Genomic DNA, 18,502 nt, shown 5'->3' on the forward strand with positions numbered 1-18,502 from the left:
CGTTTAAGAGGACCGCGCATGCCCGTGCAGTGCGCGCGCGTTGAAATTCGTGCTGTTTGAATCGATATTTTTAGATTGCCACTTCAATTGACAGCGAATAAATGCACAGCAAAATGACTCCGCACAATTAAATAAAGGGAGACAGCAGCATGTCGCACGGCATAACTCGCGGTCTGGCAATGGCTATTGCCACAGCACCTTTTCTTATCACTTGCGGCGGCGGCAAAGCCGACAATCCGAACCCCGTCACACCGGCGCAATGCTCGGGCGCGAGTTGCGGTACGCAAGGCGCGCCGACGCCCAGCGCTAGCACCGCAACGCTGTGCCCCGACACCGCGGCCCTCGTCAAAAGCACTTACCTCGGTGGCGCCGGCAGCGGCGAAATCGTTCAGCTGAATATCGACGCGACCGCGATGACCTACACGCTGAAGTGGCTCGAGTCGACGATTCCGCTCACCAGCGCGAGCGTCTCCGTCACACGCAGGGGCACGCAGATCACGGGCGCGGTGATTCACCCGCCCACCGGCATGCTGCCGACCGCCGAGCAGACACGCTGCGCGTTCATCCTCGGCGCGGGCACCGGCACCGCGTCGGACGGCACGACCTACACGACGCCCGACTTCGTCGACAACCCGAACCCGCCGATGATCCTGATCGGCAAGGGCGTCGCGGGCGGCGGGATTCCGGGCGCGACGATCCAGTATGCAGGCATCACGCTGCTGCCCGGCGTTCCCGCCATCGGCGCGGTCAACCAGCGGCACTTCGACTTCTATCCGTTCCTCGGCTTCGCGAGCACGACTACCGACATCACGAAGCTTCCCGGCACCTACAACGCGCTGCTGTACCACCTGTCGCCGACCGCGAACTACGAAACAGTCGCCTCGAACGCCGTCGAAACCTTCGACGCGAGCGGCAACTGCACGTCATCGAGCGCGGCCGGGTGTCTGAGCACCGGCAACGCGTTGACGCTGAACAGCAACGGCTATTTCGACAGCGCCAGCCCGCCGCAGATCGTGCCGGGCACCGGCGCCACCAGCAATCCGCTGCGCACCGGCAAGTACGGCACCGCGCACATGATCCTCGGCCAGCTCAACGGCGCGACGGTCCCGCTCGTGGTCCGCACCGGCTTCGTCGACACGAGCAACCTGATCTCCCCGCAGGTCGACGACGAATCCGGCATCGCGATGCTCGCCGCGGCGACGCCGCTCGCCTCGGGCGGCTTCGATGGCGGTTACGTCGGCGCGGATTCGAACTTCAAGAACACGGCGACGCTGGTCCAGGGCGCGGTCGCGACATTCATCAATCCGTCGACGTCGGCCGCGGAAAGCTCGGTCGGTTTGGGCTATGGCGCGTCGAGCCCCGGTCTCGTCAACGTGCGGGACGGCACCTGCAACACCGGTCTCGCGATCGCGTCGGGCGGACTGTACGCGACCGTGATTCAGGGCGAAGAAAACGGCGGGATCACGTCGACTCGTGGGCGCCGATGTTCAACGCGGGCCTTGCGTACAACATCACCGAGCACTGGGGGCTCGTTGCGTCGGTCACGTATATCCCGCTGAAGACGACGTCGTCGGTCATCATCAAGGCGGCCGATGGGACAGAGCTTGGCGTGTCGAAGGCGGATCTGAGCGCAAACCCGATCATTTCCTTCCTGGCCGTGTCGTATAAGTTCTGAATTTGATTTTCCGCGGTCGCGGCGCCGCTTTGGGCGCGCGGCGAATTCCGGGCAAAAAAAAGCCCACCTATGTTGGCGGGCTGAATCCATATCAGAGGAGACATGGAGGAGACAAGACGAACTATAGCAGACCGCTTGGTGCGTTGCAACATGCAAATTAGGGTTGACCCTCAATGTTGCAGACATACAACGGTCGCATTGGTACGGCCCAGTTTTCCCTTGTCTGCCGACACGCGCGGTGCTTAGTGCCTCACCAGCGCCATCATCGCGCCGAAACCGACGAACACACCGCCCGTCAGCCGGTTGAACACCCGCGCGACGCTGCGGCTCTTCAACCTGGCGCCGATGCGCGTGCCAAAACCCGCATACAGCAGATACCAGCTGACCTCGATCGACGCGAACGTCGCGAGCAGCACGCCGAACTGCGGCAACTTCGGCTGGGTTGCATCGATGAATTGCGGCAGCAGCGCGGCCGCGAACAAAATCGCCTTCGGATTGCTGCTTGCGACCAGAAAGCCGTTGCGAAATAGCGCGAAGCGCGAGCGCGCGGGCCGGGCTGTCAGGTCGTCGACGTTGTGCGCGGCGGTTTCGTCGGCTGGCGCGCGCCATGCCTTGATGCCCAGATAGACGAGGTAGGCCGCGCCGATCATGCGCAGTGCGTTGAACATGGTCGGCCATGCCGCCAGAAACACGCCGAGCCCCGCCGCCGATACCGCCAGCATCAGCACCAGCGCCGACAGACAACCGGCCATCGTCGCGCTCGCGCGACGCAGGCCGTGCTGGGCGCCGTGCGTCATCACGAGCAGCATGTTGGGACCGGGAATCGCGGAAACGACGAAAACAGTGGCGGCGAACAGCCACCAGGTATGCAGAGTCATCGAAATCGGGTGTCGGGGGATCGGGTGGCTATTATGCCTTGCCGCCCAGCGCGACTCATGCGGCCACGTCGCGTCGATCGCTTGCGTCCGGCGATCGACAGCGCCGTCAGCGGCCGGCCCGGCGCGTCGCGACCTGACCCAGCACCGCGAAATCCTTCTCGCCGTCGCCGTGCGCGATCGCCTCGATCAGGCTGTCGCGAACCACGCTCGCGACCGGCATCGGCGTCGTCACCGCATCGGCGGCGGCGAGCGCGAGGCGCACGTCCTTCAGTCCCAGACGCGCCTTGAACAGCGCCGGCTCGAAGCGCTGCTCGGCGATCAGCTTGCCGTAGCCCGAGTACACCGGTCCCGGAAACAGGCCGCTCGTGATCACGTCGAGGAAGTCCTGCATCGCGAGGCCGTGGCCCGTCACGAGCGCGGCCGCTTCGCCGAGCGTCTCGATCGCCGCGCCGAGCATGAAGTTCGCGGCCAGCTTCATCACGTTCGCCTGCTGCGGCAGCGAGCCGATGCGCCAGGTCTTCTGGCCGAGTGCGTCGAAAATCGGCTGGATCCGGTCGATCGATTCGGCCGGGCCGCCCGCGACGATCGTCAGCTTGCCCGCGGCCGCGACGTCGGGCCGCCCGAGCACCGGTGCGGCGACGTAATGCACGCCGCGCGACGCGTGCGCGGTCGCCAGCTCCTCGGCGAGCGCCACGGAAATCGTCGCCATATTCGCGTGGATCAGCCCGCGCGGCGCATGTTCGAGCAACGACGCGGTGATGATTTCGCGCAGCGCGGCATCGTCGGCGAGCATCGAGAACACGGCGTCGCCCGCAAACGCTTCAGCCGGCGTCGCGACGACTTGCGCGCCCAGCCCGGCCAGCGGCTGGGCCTTTTCCGGTGAGCGGTTCCACACGCGCACCTGGTGCCCGGCTTTCAGAATGTTTGCAACCATCGCGGCGCCCATCTCGCCGAGACCGATAAAACCGATGTCCATCTATTGCTCCGTCTTCTAAAGAACCCGAAGTAGAGCACACTCATGCGACAAGCGCAGGACAACCCGCAACCCGAGCGGTGCGATACTGCAGGCATGGTCACCGCGACATTCCGCTTCTACGAGGAGCTGAACGACTTCATCGCCCGGCCGCTGCGCCGGCGCGCGTTCACCTGCGTCTGCGCGCGCGGCGCAACGACCAAGCACATGATCGAAGTGCTCGGTGTGCCGCATACCGAGGTCGAGCTGATACTGGTCAACGGCGACTCGGTCGGTTTCGATCATCCGCTCGCCGACGGCGACCGCGTCGCGGTCTATCCGAAATTCGAGGCGCTCGACATCCAGCCGCTGCTGCGCGTGCGCGAGCGGCCGTTGCGCGTGATGCGCTTCATCGCCGATGCGCATCTCGGCGGCCTCGCGCCGCTTCTGCGGCTTGCGGGCTTCGACACGCTGTACGACAACCACTTTCCCGACGCCGATATCGAGGCGCTCGCCGCCGCGCAGCAGCGCATCGTGCTGACGCGCGACCGCGAGCTGCTCAAACGCCGCAACATCACGCATGGCTGCTACGTGCGCGCGCTGCGGCCGCGCGAGCAGTTGCGCGAAGTGTTCGAACGACTCGATCTCGCGCGCAGCGCGCAACCGTTTCGGCTATGCCTCGTATGCAACGCGCCGCTGCGACGCATCGCACGCGAGGAAGCCGGCCCGCGCGTGCCGCGCGGCGTGCTGCAGCGGCACAGCCGCTTCGTGACCTGCGATGTATGCGGACGCGTGTTCTGGGAAGGCACGCATTGGCAGAGGATGCGCGCGTTGATGGACAGCGTCTCCGCCGGCGCGCCGGACCGTGTCGGCTGACGCCCCGCGCTTGCGTACAATGCGGGTTGATCTATTTGGCAGAGGCCTTTCCGATGGCGATGAAAAAAACCGACCTTGAAAAGAACAAGGCGCTGAAACTGGGCAACGCGATGAAACAGACGACCGCGAACCGCGGCGGCAAGAACGCGGCGACCGAGCCGAAGATCGACCGGCGCGAGCAGCGCAAGCTCGATCAGGCGCAAGGCCTCGTCCCGTTTGCGTGCAAGCTCAACGGCGAGCTGGTGGAGGAGCTGAAAACGCGCGCCGCCAGTCATCCGGACGGCCTGAACGGGCTGCTGGATGAAGTGATCCGGCGCGGGCTCGCGGGCTGATCTTCCCGCGCACAAAATCCGCCGCAAAAGCAAAAAGGCCAGAGCGCGAGCTCTGGCCTTTTTGCTGGCAACACATCTGCCGCCACCGGCTGCACCGACCAGCAAACGGTGCGCGGCGCAGCGCTATGTCGCGCCCAACGAGCGCGCGTTGGCTTAGTTCTGCGCGCCCTTGTCGTTCGTGCCAGCGGCCGAAGCTGCGGCGGAAACCGGAGCTTTCTTGCCGTGGGTCTTCAGCTGCTTGATGTGGTGCTTCTTCGGTGCGCTTGCCGCTGCCGCGGGAGCGGCATCCGATGCCTGCGCGAAAGCCTGAACGGAAACGAGTGCGATCGAAGCGGCTGCGAGCGAGACGATAACTTTTTTCATGTGTTGATCCCCAAACCAGACGACTGAGTCAATGTGAATGAATACAGCTGCACGGTAGAGCGGCTGGACTTCGAGGTGCCTTGTGCTCCCCGCGGGAGAGTATTACCCAAGCGTAGGCGGTTTGTCATGCGCAAAACTCGATATGTATTTTCCGGGAGACAGCCTGCTTTCAGCCTGCTTTCATCTACCCGCAAGCCGCAGCGGGGACCCTACCAGGTCCCCGTGAAGCCGCCGCCCGCGCGCCTCGCCGACCGCTTCGCGGCGCTCAAACCAGGTTCCGCAGCAGGCTTGCGGTCTCCTGCAGCGCCGGCAAAACGCGGTGCAGCGCGGCGTTCGCCGACTCCTCGCCGATCGGCATGCTGACGCTGATCGCCGCGACCACCGTACCGTGCCGGTCGCGCAGCGGGACCGCGACGCCGCGCACACCGATCTCGAGCTGCTGGTCGGTGACCACGTAGCCGTTGCGGCGGATTTCGCCAAGCACTTCTCTGAGCCGTTCGACGGTCGAATAGGTGTACGGCGTGAAAACCTTGATCGGATACGACGCGAGCCACGGGTCGATGCGGTCGGGCGGCTGGAACGCGAGCAGCACGAGCCCCGCCGACGATAACGGTGCCGGCGCGCGCGAGCCGGTCACGAAGCCGACCGCCATCGCCCGATTCACACCGTTGCGCGCGACGTAGACGACGTCGTGTTCGTCGAGGATCGCGACCAGCGCGGTTTCCTGCACGGTCGCGGTGATCCGCTGCAGGAACGGTTGCACCGTGCGCGGCAGCCGCGCCGAATCGAGGTAAGACTGGCCGAGCCGCAGCACGCGCGGCGCGAGCCAGAACAGCTTGCCGTCGGTGTCGACGTAGCCGAGCTCGCGCAGCGTCAGCAAATAGCGGCGCGCAGCCGTGCGCGACAGGCCGGCGCGCGCGGCGACCATCGTTGGCGTCATGCGCGCGTGCTCTTCGTCGAATGCTTCGATGATCGCGAGCGCCTTCGCGGCGCCCGCGATCCAGTCCTTGTCGTCCATGTCGTTTGCTCGTGGAAGGAGCGGGGGATCGCGGTCCGGTCCGCAAGTCGCTTGATCACCGCGATCCGCAGGCCGGCGACCGCACGGCCGTTGCGCGATTATCGCGCGACTCGCAGGCTTTGCCTGCCCGGTGCGCGACGCCCGCGTATCATGTGAGCGATTCCTTACCGGCTGAGCACCGCGTGGCGCGCATGCGCGGCTTCCCAGCGCGATCCCAAGACAAATCAGAAGAGATCTTGAATCCCGATACCCGCCAACACCTGCGCGCGAACGTGCTGATGCTGATCGCCGCGATGATCTGGGGCTCCGCGTTCGTCGCACAGCGACTGAGCCTCGATACGATCGGCCCGTTCCTGTTTACCGGCTTGCGCTTTCTGCTCGGCGCGCTCGTCGTGCTGACGATGATCGTCTGCGTGCGCCGCCCGGCGCTCGCCGAGCTGACGAAGGGCGCGCCCGGCGGAGCCCGCGAACTGCTTGGTGCGGGCGGGCTGCTCGGCGTCGTGCTGGCCGTGTCGATCTCGCTGCAGCAGATCGGCCTGCAGTACACGAAGATCGCGAACGCGGGCTTCATCAGTTCGCTGTATGTGGTGATCGTGCCGCTGCTCGGCGTGCTGTTTCGCCACCGGACTGGCCTCGGTACGTGGTTTGGCGCGCTACTGGCGGCCGTTGGCATGTACTTCCTGAGCGTCGACGAGCACTTTTCGATGCTGTACGGCGACTGGTATCAGCTCGCCGGGGCGCTGGTGATTTCCGCGCAGATGATGCTGGTCGGCCGCTTCGCGGCGCGCCACGACACGCTGATGCTCGCACTCGCGCAGTTCGTGACCTGTGGGCTCGTGTGCCTGTCGATCGGCCTTGCCATCGAACCCGTTAGCGCCGCGGTAATTGCGCGAGCCGCGCCGACGATCGCATACGGCGGTGCGTTATCGGTGGGCGTCGCGTATACGATCCAGGTGGTCGCGCAGCGCTACGCGGCGCCCTCGCATGCGGCGGTGATTTTCAGCATGGAAGGCGTGTTCGCGGCGTTCGCGGGCTGGCTCGTCCTCGGCGAAACGCTGACGACTCGCGCGTTGTTCGGCTCTGCGCTGATGCTCGCGGGATTGATCGTGTGTCAGATACTGCCGGGCTGGAAACGCGCCCGGCAGCGTGCGCCGCAGATGATGTGATTTACAGCGTTATAAAACGATTCGACGCCAACGCTCGGTGCGGGATGCGCGCCGGCAGGCGTCTTGCCCCTTCGCCCAACTATGCCGCGCGCGGATGAGCGAATGGGCTCGGCGTATCGGCGGTTGGCGGAAACACGCACCAGCAGCCGTCGTCGTGGCGAAAGAAGAACAAACCCCGCCCGCCCTGTTCCGGCGACGTCTCCACCCGTACATAGCGCCGCCCGCCCGCGCGTGTGCGGCTGAACTCCGTCACATGAACCGGCTCGGCCGGCGATGGCGAAAGCCACTTCTCGACCAGAAACCGCAACGACTGTTCGCTCGCGGCTCTCATGATCTGCTCCGGAACAGCTTGTCGCGCTGCGCATCGCGCGCGGACTCGGGACTGTCGTCGTCGCGGGTGGCGTCGCCGTTCTCGGCAGCCTCGGCGGCTGCCAGCGCCATCACCCGACTGGTCGCGGCCGCGCGCAACGAACTGCAATGGGCCGCATGTCGAAGGTCCGACAGAAGACGGACTAGCTGTCGTGCTGATCTGCGTTTCATACACCCCCCGCACTGCACCAGAAACCTCACAAAGCACTTTAACTCTATGCCGGATTGTTCGCTGGGCAAATGGTTTTGACTAAATAGCAACAGTTGCGCTTGCAATAAGAAGGCGCGCAATCTTCGTACCGAGTTATCAATGTGCGCGTTCGGTGGGCGGAAATCTGTGCGTTGGCGAGCCCTTCGCGTCGCGAACAGTCGATGCGGGAGCAACGGGAAGTGTCGGTCGGAGGCGTGGTTATCCACAGCGACTTCTGAATAACTTGGGGATAGCGCGACGAACAGCCTGTGCGCGAAATCTTGATAAAGATCAGGGTCGGCTAATGGTGTTCGAACTTATCCCAGTTATGTAGTTTTTCTACCGACGTGTTCCGCAGGGTTATAGGTTTCGGATGATGTTGAAGCGGCGCGACATTTGCGACTTATCCACAGAATCGGTTACCCCTTGTTAACTACTACTACGTATGTATACGTATCAAGTAAACACCATAAGGTGAATATCGCTGCGCGCCTGAATCAGAGGCTGATCGGATCTTGATCAGCCTCGATGCGAAAGCCGCTGCGCCGCTGTCACGGCACCAGAGGCGCCGTGCCGCTCGCGGGTTCGATCGCTGCAGCCTGACCAATGGGGTCGGCGGGTTGGACCGGCGAGGATGTCGACGGTGTCGTCAACGGAACCGGTGCGGGCGCTGACTCGACCGCCTGAGCCGCAGCTGGTGGCGTCGCCGCGACAGGCTTGTCGGTCGTCGGTTGGGCGAGCGCTGGTGAGGTGGTCTGAACCGGCACGGTCGGCGTCGCTCGAACTGCAGCGGAAGTGGTCGCCGCTACCGGCTCGGGCACCGGCTCAGGGATCGTCAGTTGAAGCGGCGCTGCTGCCGGCATCGGCAGCGTCCGCGTCTCGATCGGGCTGCTCGTCACCGGCTGCGTGCGCGCGACCGTCTGCAAGTAATGATCGACGAGACCGAAAAAGCGGTCATAGAACTTGCCCGACGGAATCGTCTCGCTCGAGATCTTCACCATCGCGTCGCTATTGGAGCGAATCGGCAGCGACAGCGAACCGAGCACGCTGAGCCCGACGCTCGCCGACGTATCGCTCTTCTTCAATGCGAAGCCGTTCTGCACCGCGTTCACGTACACGATGCTGGTATCGGCCGCCTCTTCGCCGGGCGTGCACACGACGTGAAATTCGACGACCACGTGCGAATCGCCGGTCGGCTGAAAATTCTTCGTGCCGTCGACGGTATCGGGACGCGACATCGTCGTCAGATAGCCTTGGCTCAGCAATGCGCGGCGCGCGGCTTCGCAGCTATCGCCCGTACTCGAATTGAAATTGCGCGCGTACGGGCTTGCGCCGGTTTCGAATAGTTCCTGAGTGAATTTGGGTTGCGGCGTGCTGCTGCATGCCGTGAGCGCGACCAGCCCGAACAGGGCCGCGGCGGTTGTGCGGGAAAAGGGGTTCTGCATGATCAGTTGCGAGAAGCGCCTCGTGAGCGCGAATGGAAATGCATTGTAGAGCGGGCAGCGTCACGTGCGTAACAAGCGTGCAAGGTGCAGCCCGGACGCTATTACAGCGGGGAACAGGGCGTCAACTTGAAGCACGCCGCCGCGCCCTCGCAGTGCATACGGGCGAAAATGCGAGAAGAGACCGCGCGTGCGTGTTTAGTTGGACGTCGTGCGCGTCGAGCCAATCGTCGCGGCCGAAGTCGACCCAGAGGTCGCGGCCGACGATGCCCCGGCTGCCCCGCTCGCGGCGGGTGCCGCGGATGCAATGAGCGCCGCCGGCACGCTGAACGCGTCGGCCCACGGGTTCGCGCTGGCGCAACGATCCGCCTCGCACGACGCGGCCCGCCCAGCGGCCCCGGAAGCGCCGTCAGCGGGTGTCGCAACCGCCGCGAAATCCTCCACGCGCAGATTCACCTTCTGCGCATAGGCCTTCGAGCCGCCATAGCTCTTGAGCGCGGTATTCAGATCGCCGTTCGCCGAGCGCATGTAGCCGTACAGAATCGCCGAGCCCGCTTCGATGTTCGCGCCCGGCTCGGTCAGATCCTTCACGTTGCGCAGCAGCCCGCGGTGCGCCTGCGGCACGACCTGCATCAGCCCCGTCGCGCCATTGGCGCCGCGGGCTTTTTCCTTGAAGCGGGATTCGATCGAGATGATGGCGAGCAGCAGCGCCGGAGGAAGGGAGTATTTGTTGGCGGCGGATCGCACCGCGTCGGAGATCTTTTGAGCCTTTTCTTTGCCCACACCGAACTTCTGCGTCAGGTACGCCGATATTCGGTCGGTGTTTTCGTCGGCCGCCGCGGTTTGCGCGAGGCCGAGCGAAAGCACGATCAGGCAAAGTAACCGGCTCATGGTGGACGTCGGAGGAAGCAAAGATCCGCGCATTATAGCGCCGCTGCATCGGGCGGCGCCTTTCCTCGGCAATTTTTGTCTTTTAAATCAAGGGTGACCGAAACTCGTCCCGCTTTCCGATGCGTTCATTTGACCGCTTTTAACTTCAGGTCATAGCCGTCGCTCAGCGTCGCGAGGAACGCGGCGACGTCGTCGATATCACGCTCGGACCAGACCGGACGCTCGCCCGTTTTGCGCGTCAGCGGCTCGTCGGTCGTATCGACGTTCACGCGCAGTGCGACCGGCAGATCGTTGAATTTGTCGACTTTGCCGTGCGCACCCCTTGGATACCACTTGTCCGGGTTCGTATCGCGTTGCACGTAGAAACGCAACGCCTCTTTCAGCGTGTGGAAGCGACCGTTGTGAAAAAACACGTGACGCGTCGCGGTATTGCGCAGCGATACCGACTTGAACAGTCCACAGTTCAGCCTGTCGCTCTGATCCGTACGCAATGGTCCGCACAGGCCCATGTCGAAATACTTCGGATCGGCGTTGACCTTCAGTTCAGAGTTGCGCGGCACGCCAAGCGCCTGAAAGTTGAAGTCGGTGAAAAGCGGATGAGCGCCGTTCACGCCCGACTGGTCGATATGACAGGATGCGCAATTGCCGCCGGCAGGGTCGTCGAACAGTTTTTTGCCGTGCAACTCTTGTGCAGTTAGTTGCACTTTCCCGTCCAGGTAGTAGTCGAACTTGCTCGTGTACGGATGAAAACTCGGGTCTTCAAGCTCGAAGCGCTCGATCGCGTACATCGCCTGGGTGAACGCCTTGGTCGGATCGGCAAAAATGTTCTGGCCGAATACTTCCTTGAAGCGCGCAGCGTATGGCGCGCGCTGCATCTTCGCGAGCAATGCGGCCGGATCCTTATTGGCCATCTCGTTCGGATTGAACAGCGGGAAGTTCGCCTGATCGTGCAGATAGTTGAAGCGCCCGTCCCAGCCGAAGCCGCCGACCGGCGCGTTGTCCGTTTCGCTGAGCCGCTCGGACAGGCTCGCCGCCTGCGCATGCGTCCAGATGGGCGTACGGTTCAGCACATAGCGCAGGCTCGGCACCGCGCGCGTGCCCTGCTGATGCAAGTCCGCGCCGCCCAGCTGCGCGGCGAGGCCGTTGGGCGGCCCGTACGCGTGCTCGGGACTGTGGCAGCTCGCGCACGACATCTTGCCCGAGGCCGACAGCGCCGGATCGAAGAACATCAGTTTGCCGAGCGCGGCGGCGTCGCTATAGACGGGCTTCGCATCGGCGGAAGCCGGTGTCGCATTCGACGCAACAGCGGGCGCCGCACCGGCGCCCCCCAGTAACGCGCCGCCCATCAGGGCGGCGAGCGCTATCCGACGCGCGCTCGCGCGCGTCGGATAGCGCATGACAGAAGACAGCATCGAGTCTTTTACAGGTTCGTGAAGATGTCGCTGCCGAACCCCACCAGACCGGCCTGTCCCGCATAACCGAGGTGGTCCAGCTGGAAGATGTCCTCGATGCTCTTCAGCATCGAATAGTGGTTGTACGGCACCGTGGACACCGTGCCCGGCTTGATGAACTTCGAGAGCATCACGGCGCCGGTCTGGTCGCCGCCGTAGCTCGACTTGGTCAGGTTGATCGTGATGCCGTGATAGGCGAGCGACGAAGTCTCTGGGAACGACGGCAGGTTCGGGCCGGGTTGCTGGCTACAGCAGGTCGTGCCGGCAAATATCAGATCCTCGCCCGACGCGGACTGCGTGACTGTCGCGTAGCTGCTTTCGTCGAAGTTGATGATCAGCAGGCCATCCTTCTGGAACGCCGGCGATGCGGTAATGATCGGCACCCACTTCTGCAGGAACGTGTTCGCGCTCGTCAGGCCGCCCGGCTGGCCGTTCACGCAAGGTGCGTCGTGGCCATCGTCACACAGGTTCGGCGTGATCAGGTTGAAGTTCGCCGTGGTCGAGACCGATTGCAGATCGTTCTGCAGGTTATTCAGATTGACGACGTGCTGTCCGCAGTCCGGCGAATCGATGATCGAGTGGAAGTACATGAACGGATTGTGGCGCGTCGCATACTGGTCGCCGAGCGGCACGGCCGCGCTCGGCGCTTCGGCCGACTGCGTGAGGTCCGTCGTGTTCAGCGTCGGATGGCCGCAGGTGGCGGCTTCGCGCGACGGATCGTTGCCCATGTCGCCTTCATAGCCCTTCCACGTATAGCCCGCTGCCTTCAGCTGGTCCGGCAACGTCTTCACGCTCGCCGGATACACGCAGCCCGAGCCGATCGCCTGGCCATCGGACGTCATGCCGGTCAGCTTGAAGTCCTGATAGGTGATGCAGTCGTTGTCGGTCTCGTTGGTCGGCGACTGGCCGCTGATCATCGAGATGTAGTTGTCGAGACTCACGTGGCCCGTGCCGTAGTACTGCTGCACGAGCGCGCCTTGCGATGCCAGTGTTTGCGCGAGATACGGCGCTTTGGTGTTGGCGCCGAATGTGGTCGCGTAGTTTTCGTTTTCGAGCGTGATCACGAAGACGTGGCGAATCTGCTGCTGTCCGGTCAGTTGCAGCCCGCCGGACGAAGAAGACGAGCCGCAGGCGGCCACGATCAAGGCGATTAAAGCCGCGCAAGCGGCCATGATGAATGCGCGTAGCCCAATGCGGTGTGACATGTTCGTTGCCCTCTGTTGCTGTCTTTTTGTTGCCCTGTGGGGAATGCGGTTTTATTTGCGGGCAGACTTTATGGAGCGCCTATGACATTGCCGTGAAAGTTGACGTTAGTTCACCGATAAAACCATTGGCGAACCAGCGGGTTGCCGACTCGATTCACGCTTCGCGCCGATTTGAGACAATGCGCGTCGGCCGCGCGCATCGTTGCGCGCCGCCTCAACGAACAACCGATTTTTCAGCTATGAGCAAGACCGCGTTTATTCCCAGCGTCCCCGGCACGTCGGAGGACGACTTCGAGATTTCGGCGAGCGCGAAAATGGCCGGCTACCGGCGCTTCGTCGGCGTATTGAAGGTGGTGCGCACGACCGACAGCCGCGTGCTGTTTCCATTCGATGGCGCGCCCGAACTGGGCCCACACGCGAGCCGACTCGAAGCGCTCGCGGCCGCGCAGGTGTATGGCGAACACATCGTCGCGAGCGATCTGGCGCGGCCGGAGTTGTAGGATTCGTCGATCGCCCGGCGATATGCCGATACGCGAAAAATGCGGGTGGGTCAGCGCACGCGTACCCGGTTTGCCGCGCCGGCCCCCGCACGCGCGGCGAGCACCCCACCGAGCACGCCGCCGACATGGCTCTGCCACGACACATCCGGATAGATCGGCAGTACGCCGAACAGCAGGCTGAGACCGTAGCTGCTGACGACGACCAGGGCCACGAGGATCGACACGAGATTGCGCGTGTAGTAACCACGCGCAACCAGGTGACCCGCATAGCCGAACACCAGCCCGCTCGCGCCGATATGCACGGAATACGGCGCGCCGAATAGCCACGCGCAAAGACCGGCGCCGAGCATCGCGCCGATGGTCGCGCGCCAGAAGCCGGCGATGTTCGGCCACGTACACAGCCAGCCGAGTACGACGAGCCCGCTCGTGTTGGCGGCGATGTGTCCGACGCTCGCATGCAGCCACGGCGCGAACAGGATGCCCTGCAAACCGTCGAGCGAACGCGGCACGACGCCGTGTTCGTTCAGATGCAGGAACGGCAACGCAACCGACAGGAAGAACACCGCCCACATCGAACCGACGAACAGCGCGATTAGCACGACGCGTGACTTCAGCTTTTCGGTTAGCGTGTTGGGAGATGAGGTCTTCATGATGACGAGGCCACGTGGGATGTCGACAGAGGGTAGTCGATGTGGCGTCGTCACGTCGAGGCATCGTGGCAAGACAGATGCCGATGGTGTTTCGTCCGCCGGACCGCATGGCGGCGCGGCTGATTGCGTGAGCTTGCGGCCCGGTTTGCCGCTACGCCTTCGTCACTCCACCGTCACCGACTTGGCCAGGTTCCGCGGCTTATCCACATCCGTGCCACGCGCACAAGCGGTGTGATACGCGAGCAACTGCAGCGGCACGACGTGCAGGATCGGCGACAGCAAGCCATAGTGCTCTGGCATCCGGATCACATGCAGCCCTTCGCCGTTGACGATCTTCGTATCGGCATCGGCGAACACATAAAGCTCGCCGCCGCGCGCGCGCACTTCCTGGATGTTCGACTTCAGCTTTTCGAGCAGCGCGTCGTTCGGCGCGACCGTCACCACGGGCATCGCTTCGGTCACGAGCGCCAGCGGCCCGTGCTTCAGCTCGCCAGCCGGATACGCCTCGGCGTGGATATACGAAATCTCCTTGAGCTTCAGCGCGCCTTCGAGCGCGATCGGATAGTGCATGCCGCGGCCGAGGAACAACGCATGTTCCTTGCGCGAAAACTCCTCCGACCACGCGATGATCTGCGGCTCCAGCGCGAGCACGCTGTTGAGCGCCGCCGGCAGGTGGCGCAACTGCTTCAGATAACTCGCTTCCTGCTCGTCGTTCAAACGTCCGCGCAGCTTCGCGAGCGTTGCCGCCAGCGTGAACAGCGCAACCAGCTGCGTCGTGAATGCCTTGGTCGACGCGACGCCGATCTCGCGGCCCGCGTGCGTGAGGAACGACAACTCGGTCTGCCGCACCATCGCGCTCGTGCCGACGTTGCAGATCGCGAGCGTGTGCTTGTGGCCGAGCTCCTGCGCGTGCTTGAGCGCCGCGAGCGTGTCGGCGGTTTCGCCCGACTGCGAAATCACCACCACCAGCGACTTCGGATTCGGCACCGACTCGCGATAGCGATACTCGCTCGCGATCTCGACCTGACTCGGAATCTTCGCGAGCGATTCGAGCCAGTACTTGGCGGTGAGCCCCGAGTAGTAGCTGGTGCCGCACGCGAGAATCAGCAGGCTGTCGATGTCCGCGAACACCTGGCGCGCGCCTTCGCCGAAGATCGACGCATCGAACGCGTCGGCCTGCGGAATCGTGTCGGTGATCGCGCGCGGCTGCTCGAAGATTTCCTTCTGCATGAAGTGGCGATACGGGCCGAGTTCGACCGCGCCGCCATAGGCCGCGACCTGGCGCACCTCGCGTTGCGCGGCCTCGCCCTGGCGATCGGCGATGCGCACGCCATCGAGCGACAGTTCGCAGACGTCGCCTTCCTCGAGGAAGATGAAGCGCTCGGTGCTGCCTGCGAGCGCGAGCGCGTCCGATGCGAGGAAGTTTTCGCCGTCGCCGAGCCCGACCACGAGCGGCGAGCCCTGGCGCGCGCCGACCACCATATGCGGCTGATCCTTGTGCAGCACCGCGATCGCATACGCGCCGTGCAGTTGCGCGATCGCCTCGCGCACCGCAGCGAACAGGTCGCCGCGATACAGGCTATGGATCAGGTGCGCGATAACCTCGGTGTCGGTCTGCGAGACGAACTCGTAACCCTTGCCGCGCAGCATTTCGCGCAAGGTTTCGTAGTTTTCGATGATGCCGTTGTGTACCAACGCCAGCGCATCCCGCGAGAAGATCGGGTGCGCGTTGTCGGTGACCGGTGCGCCATGCGTGGCCCAACGCGTATGCGCGATGCCCGTCACGCCTTCGAGGTGACCGTCGCGCACCTGGCCTTCGAGGTCGGCCACGCGCGCGACGCTGCGCGCGCGGCTCGGCCCGCGAGCGCCTAGCACGGCGACGCCGCACGAATCGTAGCCGCGATATTCGAGGCGTCGCAGTCCTTCGATCAGGACGGGAACGATATTACGTTGCGCAACCGCGCCGACAATGCCGCACATGGTGTATTCCTTTTCAGTGCCGGATTCAGTGAGCGCGCCTCGTGGGCACGCCGTATCGATCAGCTTTTCTTTTTGACAGGGCGCACGTAGCCCGTCTTGCTCGTCTGGGTTTTATCGTTCAACACCAGCGCGCCGGCGGCGACGTCCTTCCACACCGTGGTGCCGGCCGCGATCGTCGCGCCGCGCTGCACGCGCACTGGTGCGACCAGTTGCGTGTCCGAGCCGACGAACACGTCGTCCTCGATCACGGTGCGGAATTTGTTGGCGCCGTCGTAGTTGCAGGTGATCGTGCCCGCGCCGATATTCACGCGCGCGCCGACATCCGCATCGCCGATGTAGGTGAGGTGGTTGGCCTTCGAGCCATGACCGAGCACCGCGTTCTTGATCTCGACGAAGTTCCCTACATGGGACTCGTCTTGCAGTGCCGCGCCTGTGCGCAAGCGCGCATACGGACCGACAACGGCCTTCGCGCCGACTTCCGCGCCTTCGATGTGCGTGAACGCATCGACGCGCGTACCGGCGCCGACACTCGCGTTGCGAATCACGCAGTTCGGCCCGATGCTGACGTTGTCGGCCAGCGTCACACGGCCTTCGAACACGCAGTTGACGTCGATCGACACGTCGCTGCCGCATTCGAGCGTGCCGCGCACGTCGACGCGCGCCGGGTCGGCGAGCGTCACGCCCGCGACGAGTAGTGCGTCGGCGACATTGCGCTGATGAATCCGCTCGAGCTTGGCGAGTTGCTGCTTGCTGTTGACGCCGAGCGTTTCCCACTCGTCGTCGGGTTGCGTGGTGACGACTTCGAGGCCGGCTTCGATCGCCATTTCGACCGCGTCGGTCAGATAGAACTCGCCTTGCGCGTTGTCGTTTTTGAGCGCCGCGAGCCAGCCGGCAAGGCGCGCGGTCGGCGCGACGATGATGCCGGTGTTGATTTCGGCGATCTTCCGTTGCTCGGGACTCGCGTCCTTCTGCTCGACGATGCGTTGCACGTTGCCGTGCAGATCGCGCACGATGCGGCCGTAACCGGTCGGGTCGTCGAGCGTGACGGTGAGCACGCCGTAGCCGTCCTGGCCGGCACGCCCGGTCAGTGCGCGCAGCGTTTGCGCACGCGTGAGCGGCACGTCGCCATAAAGCACCAGCGTGGGCAACGAAGGATCGAGCAGCGGCAGCGCCTGCTGCACCGCGTGGCCGGTGCCGAGCTGTTGCTCCTGCACCGCGAACTGGATATCGGGCGCCGCGACGGCTTCGCGCACGGCTTCGGCGCCGTGGCCGATCACGACGATCAGGCGGGCGGGCTTCAGTGCGCGGGCGGTGTCGATGACGTGAGCGAGGAGCGGCCGGCCGGCCAGAGGATGGAGCACCTTGGGAAGCGCGGACCGCATGCGCTTGCCGGTACCTGCCGCCAAAATGACGATGTTCATGGCGTCGGCAAATAGACGAGTTTGGAGCGGACGATTCTATCATGCTGCACCTGCAAAAAAGGCCGCAGACGCGGCCTCGGCAGGGCTTGCAAGCCAGCGGAAAAGCGCCGGAATGCCACCGGAACAGGCACTTTTCGCTCGTTACAGGTCGTCGAACTGGACTAGCGAAATGGTCTTCGCACTGGTGAGCGGCGCGCCTTCGTCGCCGTTCGAGCATGGTTCTTCGTCGAACGCGATGTCACCTTGCGGGTCGGCTTCGCCGGTCGCGCGCAGCCCCGCGAACGGAAACAGCTGGTGATCCATCAGATGCGACGGCACCACGTTCGACAACGCATTGAACATGTTCTCGATGCGGCCCGGGAAACGCTTTTCCCAGTCGCGGACCAGCGCCTTCATTTCCGCGCGCTTAAGGTTTGGTTGGCTACCGCACAGATTGCACGGAATGATCGGGAATTCACGCAGCTCGGCGTACTTCTCCAGATCGGTTTCCTTCACGTAGGCGAGCGGCCGGATCACGATGTTCTTGCCGTCGTCCGATTGCAGCTTGGGCGGCATACCCTTCAACTTGCCGCCGTAGAACAGGTTCAGCAGCAGCGTTTGCAGGATGTCGTCGCGATGATGGCCGAGCGCGATCTTGGTCGCGCCGAGCTCGCCGGCGACGCGATACAGGATGCCGCGCCGCAGCCGCGAGCACAGCGAACAGGTTGTCTTGCCCTCCGGCACGAGCCGCTTGACGATGCTGTAGGTGTCCTGATTCTCGATGTGAAACGGGATGTCGAGCTGGGTCAGATACTCGGGCAGCACGTGTTCGGGGAAGCCTGGCTGCTTCTGGTCGAGGTTTACCGCGACGATGTCGAAATTGATCGGCGCGCGCTCGCGCAGCCGCATCAGGATCTCGAGCATCGCGTAACTGTCCTTGCCGCCCGACAGGCACACCATCACCTTGTCGCCGTCCTCGATCATGTTGTAGTCGCCGATCGCCTGGCCGACCTGGCGCGCGAGACGCTTGAAGAGCTTGTTGTTCTCGTACGCTTCCTTCTGCTCGCGGCGCGTGAGCGGCGATTTCGAGGCGCGGGCGGCGCTCGGTGCCGCGGTGGCCTCGGCGGCTTCGTTGCCTGCGGTCAGCATTTCCGGTGCGTTCAT

The 18,502-nt window shown here is 64.1% G+C and carries 18 protein-coding genes and 1 pseudogene; 6 read left to right on the top strand and 13 right to left on the bottom strand.

Features of this window, described 5'->3' with window-relative positions:
- Window positions 1–149 precede the first annotated feature (149 nt).
- Window positions 150–1,559 (top strand): DUF2957 domain-containing protein, encoded by a 1,410-nt coding sequence (locus OKW41_RS39610; RefSeq protein WP_429575844.1) that lies wholly within the window; start codon window positions 150–152, stop codon window positions 1,557–1,559.
- Window positions 1,472–1,675 (top strand): annotated as a pseudogene (locus tag OKW41_RS39615) (OmpW family outer membrane protein); the annotation flags it as partial. The gene OKW41_RS39610 and the pseudogene OKW41_RS39615, both read left to right, overlap by 88 nt.
- Window positions 1,676–1,917: 242 nt before the next feature.
- Here the strand turns inward: OKW41_RS39615 and OKW41_RS39620 are convergent.
- Window positions 1,918–2,553 carry a LysE family translocator gene (locus OKW41_RS39620; RefSeq protein ID WP_429454254.1) on the bottom strand — a complete coding sequence of 212 codons (636 nt, stop codon included), beginning with the start codon at window positions 2,551–2,553 and terminating at the stop codon, window positions 1,918–1,920.
- Between the two features lie 106 nt (window positions 2,554–2,659).
- Window positions 2,660–3,529, bottom strand: coding sequence for an NAD(P)-dependent oxidoreductase (locus OKW41_RS39625; protein ID WP_429454252.1), 870 nt, complete (start codon window positions 3,527–3,529; stop codon window positions 2,660–2,662).
- A gap of 93 nt (window positions 3,530–3,622) precedes the next feature.
- On the opposite strand from OKW41_RS39625, the gene OKW41_RS39630 reads away from it, so the two are divergent.
- Together OKW41_RS39630 and OKW41_RS39635 are read left to right on the top strand one after the other, a co-directional pair.
- Window positions 3,623–4,381: a Mut7-C RNAse domain-containing protein gene (locus tag OKW41_RS39630; protein ID WP_184056392.1), complete on the top strand. Its 759-nt coding sequence runs from the start codon at window positions 3,623–3,625 to the stop codon at window positions 4,379–4,381.
- 53 nt (window positions 4,382–4,434) lie between these two features.
- On the top strand, window positions 4,435–4,713 hold the full coding sequence (locus OKW41_RS39635) for a hypothetical protein (protein ID WP_429454250.1): 279 nt from the start codon (window positions 4,435–4,437) through the stop codon (window positions 4,711–4,713).
- Between the two features lie 153 nt (window positions 4,714–4,866).
- Here OKW41_RS39635 and OKW41_RS39640 read toward each other — a convergent pair whose 3' ends face one another.
- Window positions 4,867–5,076 carry a hypothetical protein gene (locus tag OKW41_RS39640; protein WP_184009037.1) on the bottom strand — a complete coding sequence of 70 codons (210 nt, stop codon included), beginning with the start codon at window positions 5,074–5,076 and terminating at the stop codon, window positions 4,867–4,869.
- A gap of 265 nt (window positions 5,077–5,341) precedes the next feature.
- Window positions 5,342–6,094: an IclR family transcriptional regulator domain-containing protein gene (locus OKW41_RS39645; protein WP_429575845.1), complete on the bottom strand. Its 753-nt coding sequence runs from the start codon at window positions 6,092–6,094 to the stop codon at window positions 5,342–5,344.
- A gap of 236 nt (window positions 6,095–6,330) precedes the next feature.
- Here OKW41_RS39645 and OKW41_RS39650 point away from each other — a divergent pair, with 236 nt between their 5' ends.
- Window positions 6,331–7,260 (top strand): DMT family transporter, encoded by a 930-nt coding sequence (locus tag OKW41_RS39650; RefSeq protein ID WP_429575846.1) that lies wholly within the window; start codon window positions 6,331–6,333, stop codon window positions 7,258–7,260.
- Window positions 7,261–7,339: 79 nt separating this feature from the next.
- Here OKW41_RS39650 and OKW41_RS39655 read toward each other — a convergent pair whose 3' ends face one another.
- The 5 genes from OKW41_RS39655 to OKW41_RS39675 all read right to left on the bottom strand — a co-directional run bounded on the left by OKW41_RS39655 (window position 7,340) and on the right by OKW41_RS39675 (window position 12,808).
- The gene (locus OKW41_RS39655) at window positions 7,340–7,591 is read right to left on the bottom strand and encodes a hypothetical protein (protein WP_184034717.1); all 252 of its coding nucleotides are present in this window, start codon (window positions 7,589–7,591) and stop codon (window positions 7,340–7,342) included.
- Window positions 7,592–8,370: 779 nt separating this feature from the next.
- Window positions 8,371–9,264 (bottom strand): DUF2242 domain-containing protein, encoded by an 894-nt coding sequence (locus OKW41_RS39660; RefSeq protein WP_429575847.1) that lies wholly within the window; start codon window positions 9,262–9,264, stop codon window positions 8,371–8,373.
- 195 nt (window positions 9,265–9,459) lie between these two features.
- A complete protein-coding gene (locus OKW41_RS39665) occupies window positions 9,460–10,152 on the bottom strand; it encodes a lytic transglycosylase domain-containing protein (RefSeq protein ID WP_429575848.1) in 693 nt (230 codons plus the stop codon).
- A 125-nt stretch (window positions 10,153–10,277) separates the two neighbouring features.
- On the bottom strand, window positions 10,278–11,564 hold the full coding sequence (locus OKW41_RS39670) for a cytochrome-c peroxidase (protein WP_429575849.1): 1,287 nt from the start codon (window positions 11,562–11,564) through the stop codon (window positions 10,278–10,280).
- Between the two features lie 8 nt (window positions 11,565–11,572).
- Window positions 11,573–12,808, bottom strand: a complete 1,236-nt coding sequence (locus OKW41_RS39675) for an alkaline phosphatase family protein (protein WP_429454240.1) — start codon at window positions 12,806–12,808, stop codon at window positions 11,573–11,575.
- Between the two features lie 239 nt (window positions 12,809–13,047).
- On the opposite strand from OKW41_RS39675, the gene OKW41_RS39680 reads away from it, so the two are divergent.
- Window positions 13,048–13,308, top strand: a complete 261-nt coding sequence (locus OKW41_RS39680) for a DUF6723 family protein (RefSeq protein WP_429454238.1) — start codon at window positions 13,048–13,050, stop codon at window positions 13,306–13,308.
- Window positions 13,309–13,358: 50 nt separating this feature from the next.
- Here the strand turns inward: OKW41_RS39680 and OKW41_RS39685 are convergent, their stop codons facing one another.
- The 4 genes from OKW41_RS39685 to ttcA form a co-directional block, all read right to left on the bottom strand.
- Complete coding sequence (locus tag OKW41_RS39685) at window positions 13,359–13,958, bottom strand: rhomboid family intramembrane serine protease (RefSeq protein WP_090802595.1); 600 nt, start codon at window positions 13,956–13,958, stop codon at window positions 13,359–13,361.
- 162 nt (window positions 13,959–14,120) lie between these two features.
- Complete coding sequence (glmS, locus tag OKW41_RS39690; RefSeq protein WP_429575850.1) at window positions 14,121–15,938, bottom strand: glutamine--fructose-6-phosphate transaminase (isomerizing); 1,818 nt, start codon at window positions 15,936–15,938, stop codon at window positions 14,121–14,123.
- A 59-nt stretch (window positions 15,939–15,997) separates the two neighbouring features.
- Window positions 15,998–17,359, bottom strand: coding sequence for a bifunctional UDP-N-acetylglucosamine diphosphorylase/glucosamine-1-phosphate N-acetyltransferase GlmU (gene glmU, locus OKW41_RS39695; RefSeq protein WP_429575851.1), 1,362 nt, complete (start codon window positions 17,357–17,359; stop codon window positions 15,998–16,000).
- 141 nt (window positions 17,360–17,500) lie between these two features.
- Window positions 17,501–18,502 (bottom strand): tRNA 2-thiocytidine(32) synthetase TtcA, encoded by a 1,002-nt coding sequence (ttcA, locus tag OKW41_RS39700; protein WP_429575852.1) that lies wholly within the window; start codon window positions 18,500–18,502, stop codon window positions 17,501–17,503.

Source organism: Paraburkholderia sp. UCT70, assembly GCF_050434085.1.
GTDB classification, from domain to species: Bacteria; Pseudomonadota; Gammaproteobacteria; order Burkholderiales; family Burkholderiaceae; genus Paraburkholderia; species Paraburkholderia tuberum.

Coding starts and splice junctions, on each gene's coding strand:
- OKW41_RS39610 (WP_429575844.1), top strand. CDS start 150: ATGTCGCACGGCATAACTCGCGGTCTGGCAATGGCTATTGCCACAGCA.
- OKW41_RS39620 (WP_429454254.1), bottom strand. CDS start 2,553: ATGACTCTGCATACCTGGTGGCTGTTCGCCGCCACTGTTTTCGTCGTT.
- OKW41_RS39625 (WP_429454252.1), bottom strand. CDS start 3,529: ATGGACATCGGTTTTATCGGTCTCGGCGAGATGGGCGCCGCGATGGTT.
- OKW41_RS39630 (WP_184056392.1), top strand. CDS start 3,623: ATGGTCACCGCGACATTCCGCTTCTACGAGGAGCTGAACGACTTCATC.
- OKW41_RS39635 (WP_429454250.1), top strand. CDS start 4,435: ATGGCGATGAAAAAAACCGACCTTGAAAAGAACAAGGCGCTGAAACTG.
- OKW41_RS39640 (WP_184009037.1), bottom strand. CDS start 5,076: ATGAAAAAAGTTATCGTCTCGCTCGCAGCCGCTTCGATCGCACTCGTT.
- OKW41_RS39645 (WP_429575845.1), bottom strand. CDS start 6,094: ATGGACGACAAGGACTGGATCGCGGGCGCCGCGAAGGCGCTCGCGATC.
- OKW41_RS39655 (WP_184034717.1), bottom strand. CDS start 7,591: ATGAGAGCCGCGAGCGAACAGTCGTTGCGGTTTCTGGTCGAGAAGTGG.
- OKW41_RS39660 (WP_429575847.1), bottom strand. CDS start 9,264: ATGCAGAACCCCTTTTCCCGCACAACCGCCGCGGCCCTGTTCGGGCTG.
- OKW41_RS39665 (WP_429575848.1), bottom strand. CDS start 10,152: ATGAGCCGGTTACTTTGCCTGATCGTGCTTTCGCTCGGCCTCGCGCAA.
- OKW41_RS39670 (WP_429575849.1), bottom strand. CDS start 11,564: ATGCTGTCTTCTGTCATGCGCTATCCGACGCGCGCGAGCGCGCGTCGG.
- OKW41_RS39675 (WP_429454240.1), bottom strand. CDS start 12,808: ATGTCACACCGCATTGGGCTACGCGCATTCATCATGGCCGCTTGCGCG.
- OKW41_RS39680 (WP_429454238.1), top strand. CDS start 13,048: ATGAGCAAGACCGCGTTTATTCCCAGCGTCCCCGGCACGTCGGAGGAC.
- OKW41_RS39685 (WP_090802595.1), bottom strand. CDS start 13,958: ATGAAGACCTCATCTCCCAACACGCTAACCGAAAAGCTGAAGTCACGC.
- glmS (WP_429575850.1), bottom strand. CDS start 15,938: ATGTGCGGCATTGTCGGCGCGGTTGCGCAACGTAATATCGTTCCCGTC.
- glmU (WP_429575851.1), bottom strand. CDS start 17,359: ATGAACATCGTCATTTTGGCGGCAGGTACCGGCAAGCGCATGCGGTCC.
- ttcA (WP_429575852.1), bottom strand. CDS start 18,502: ATGAACGCACCGGAAATGCTGACCGCAGGCAACGAAGCCGCCGAGGCC.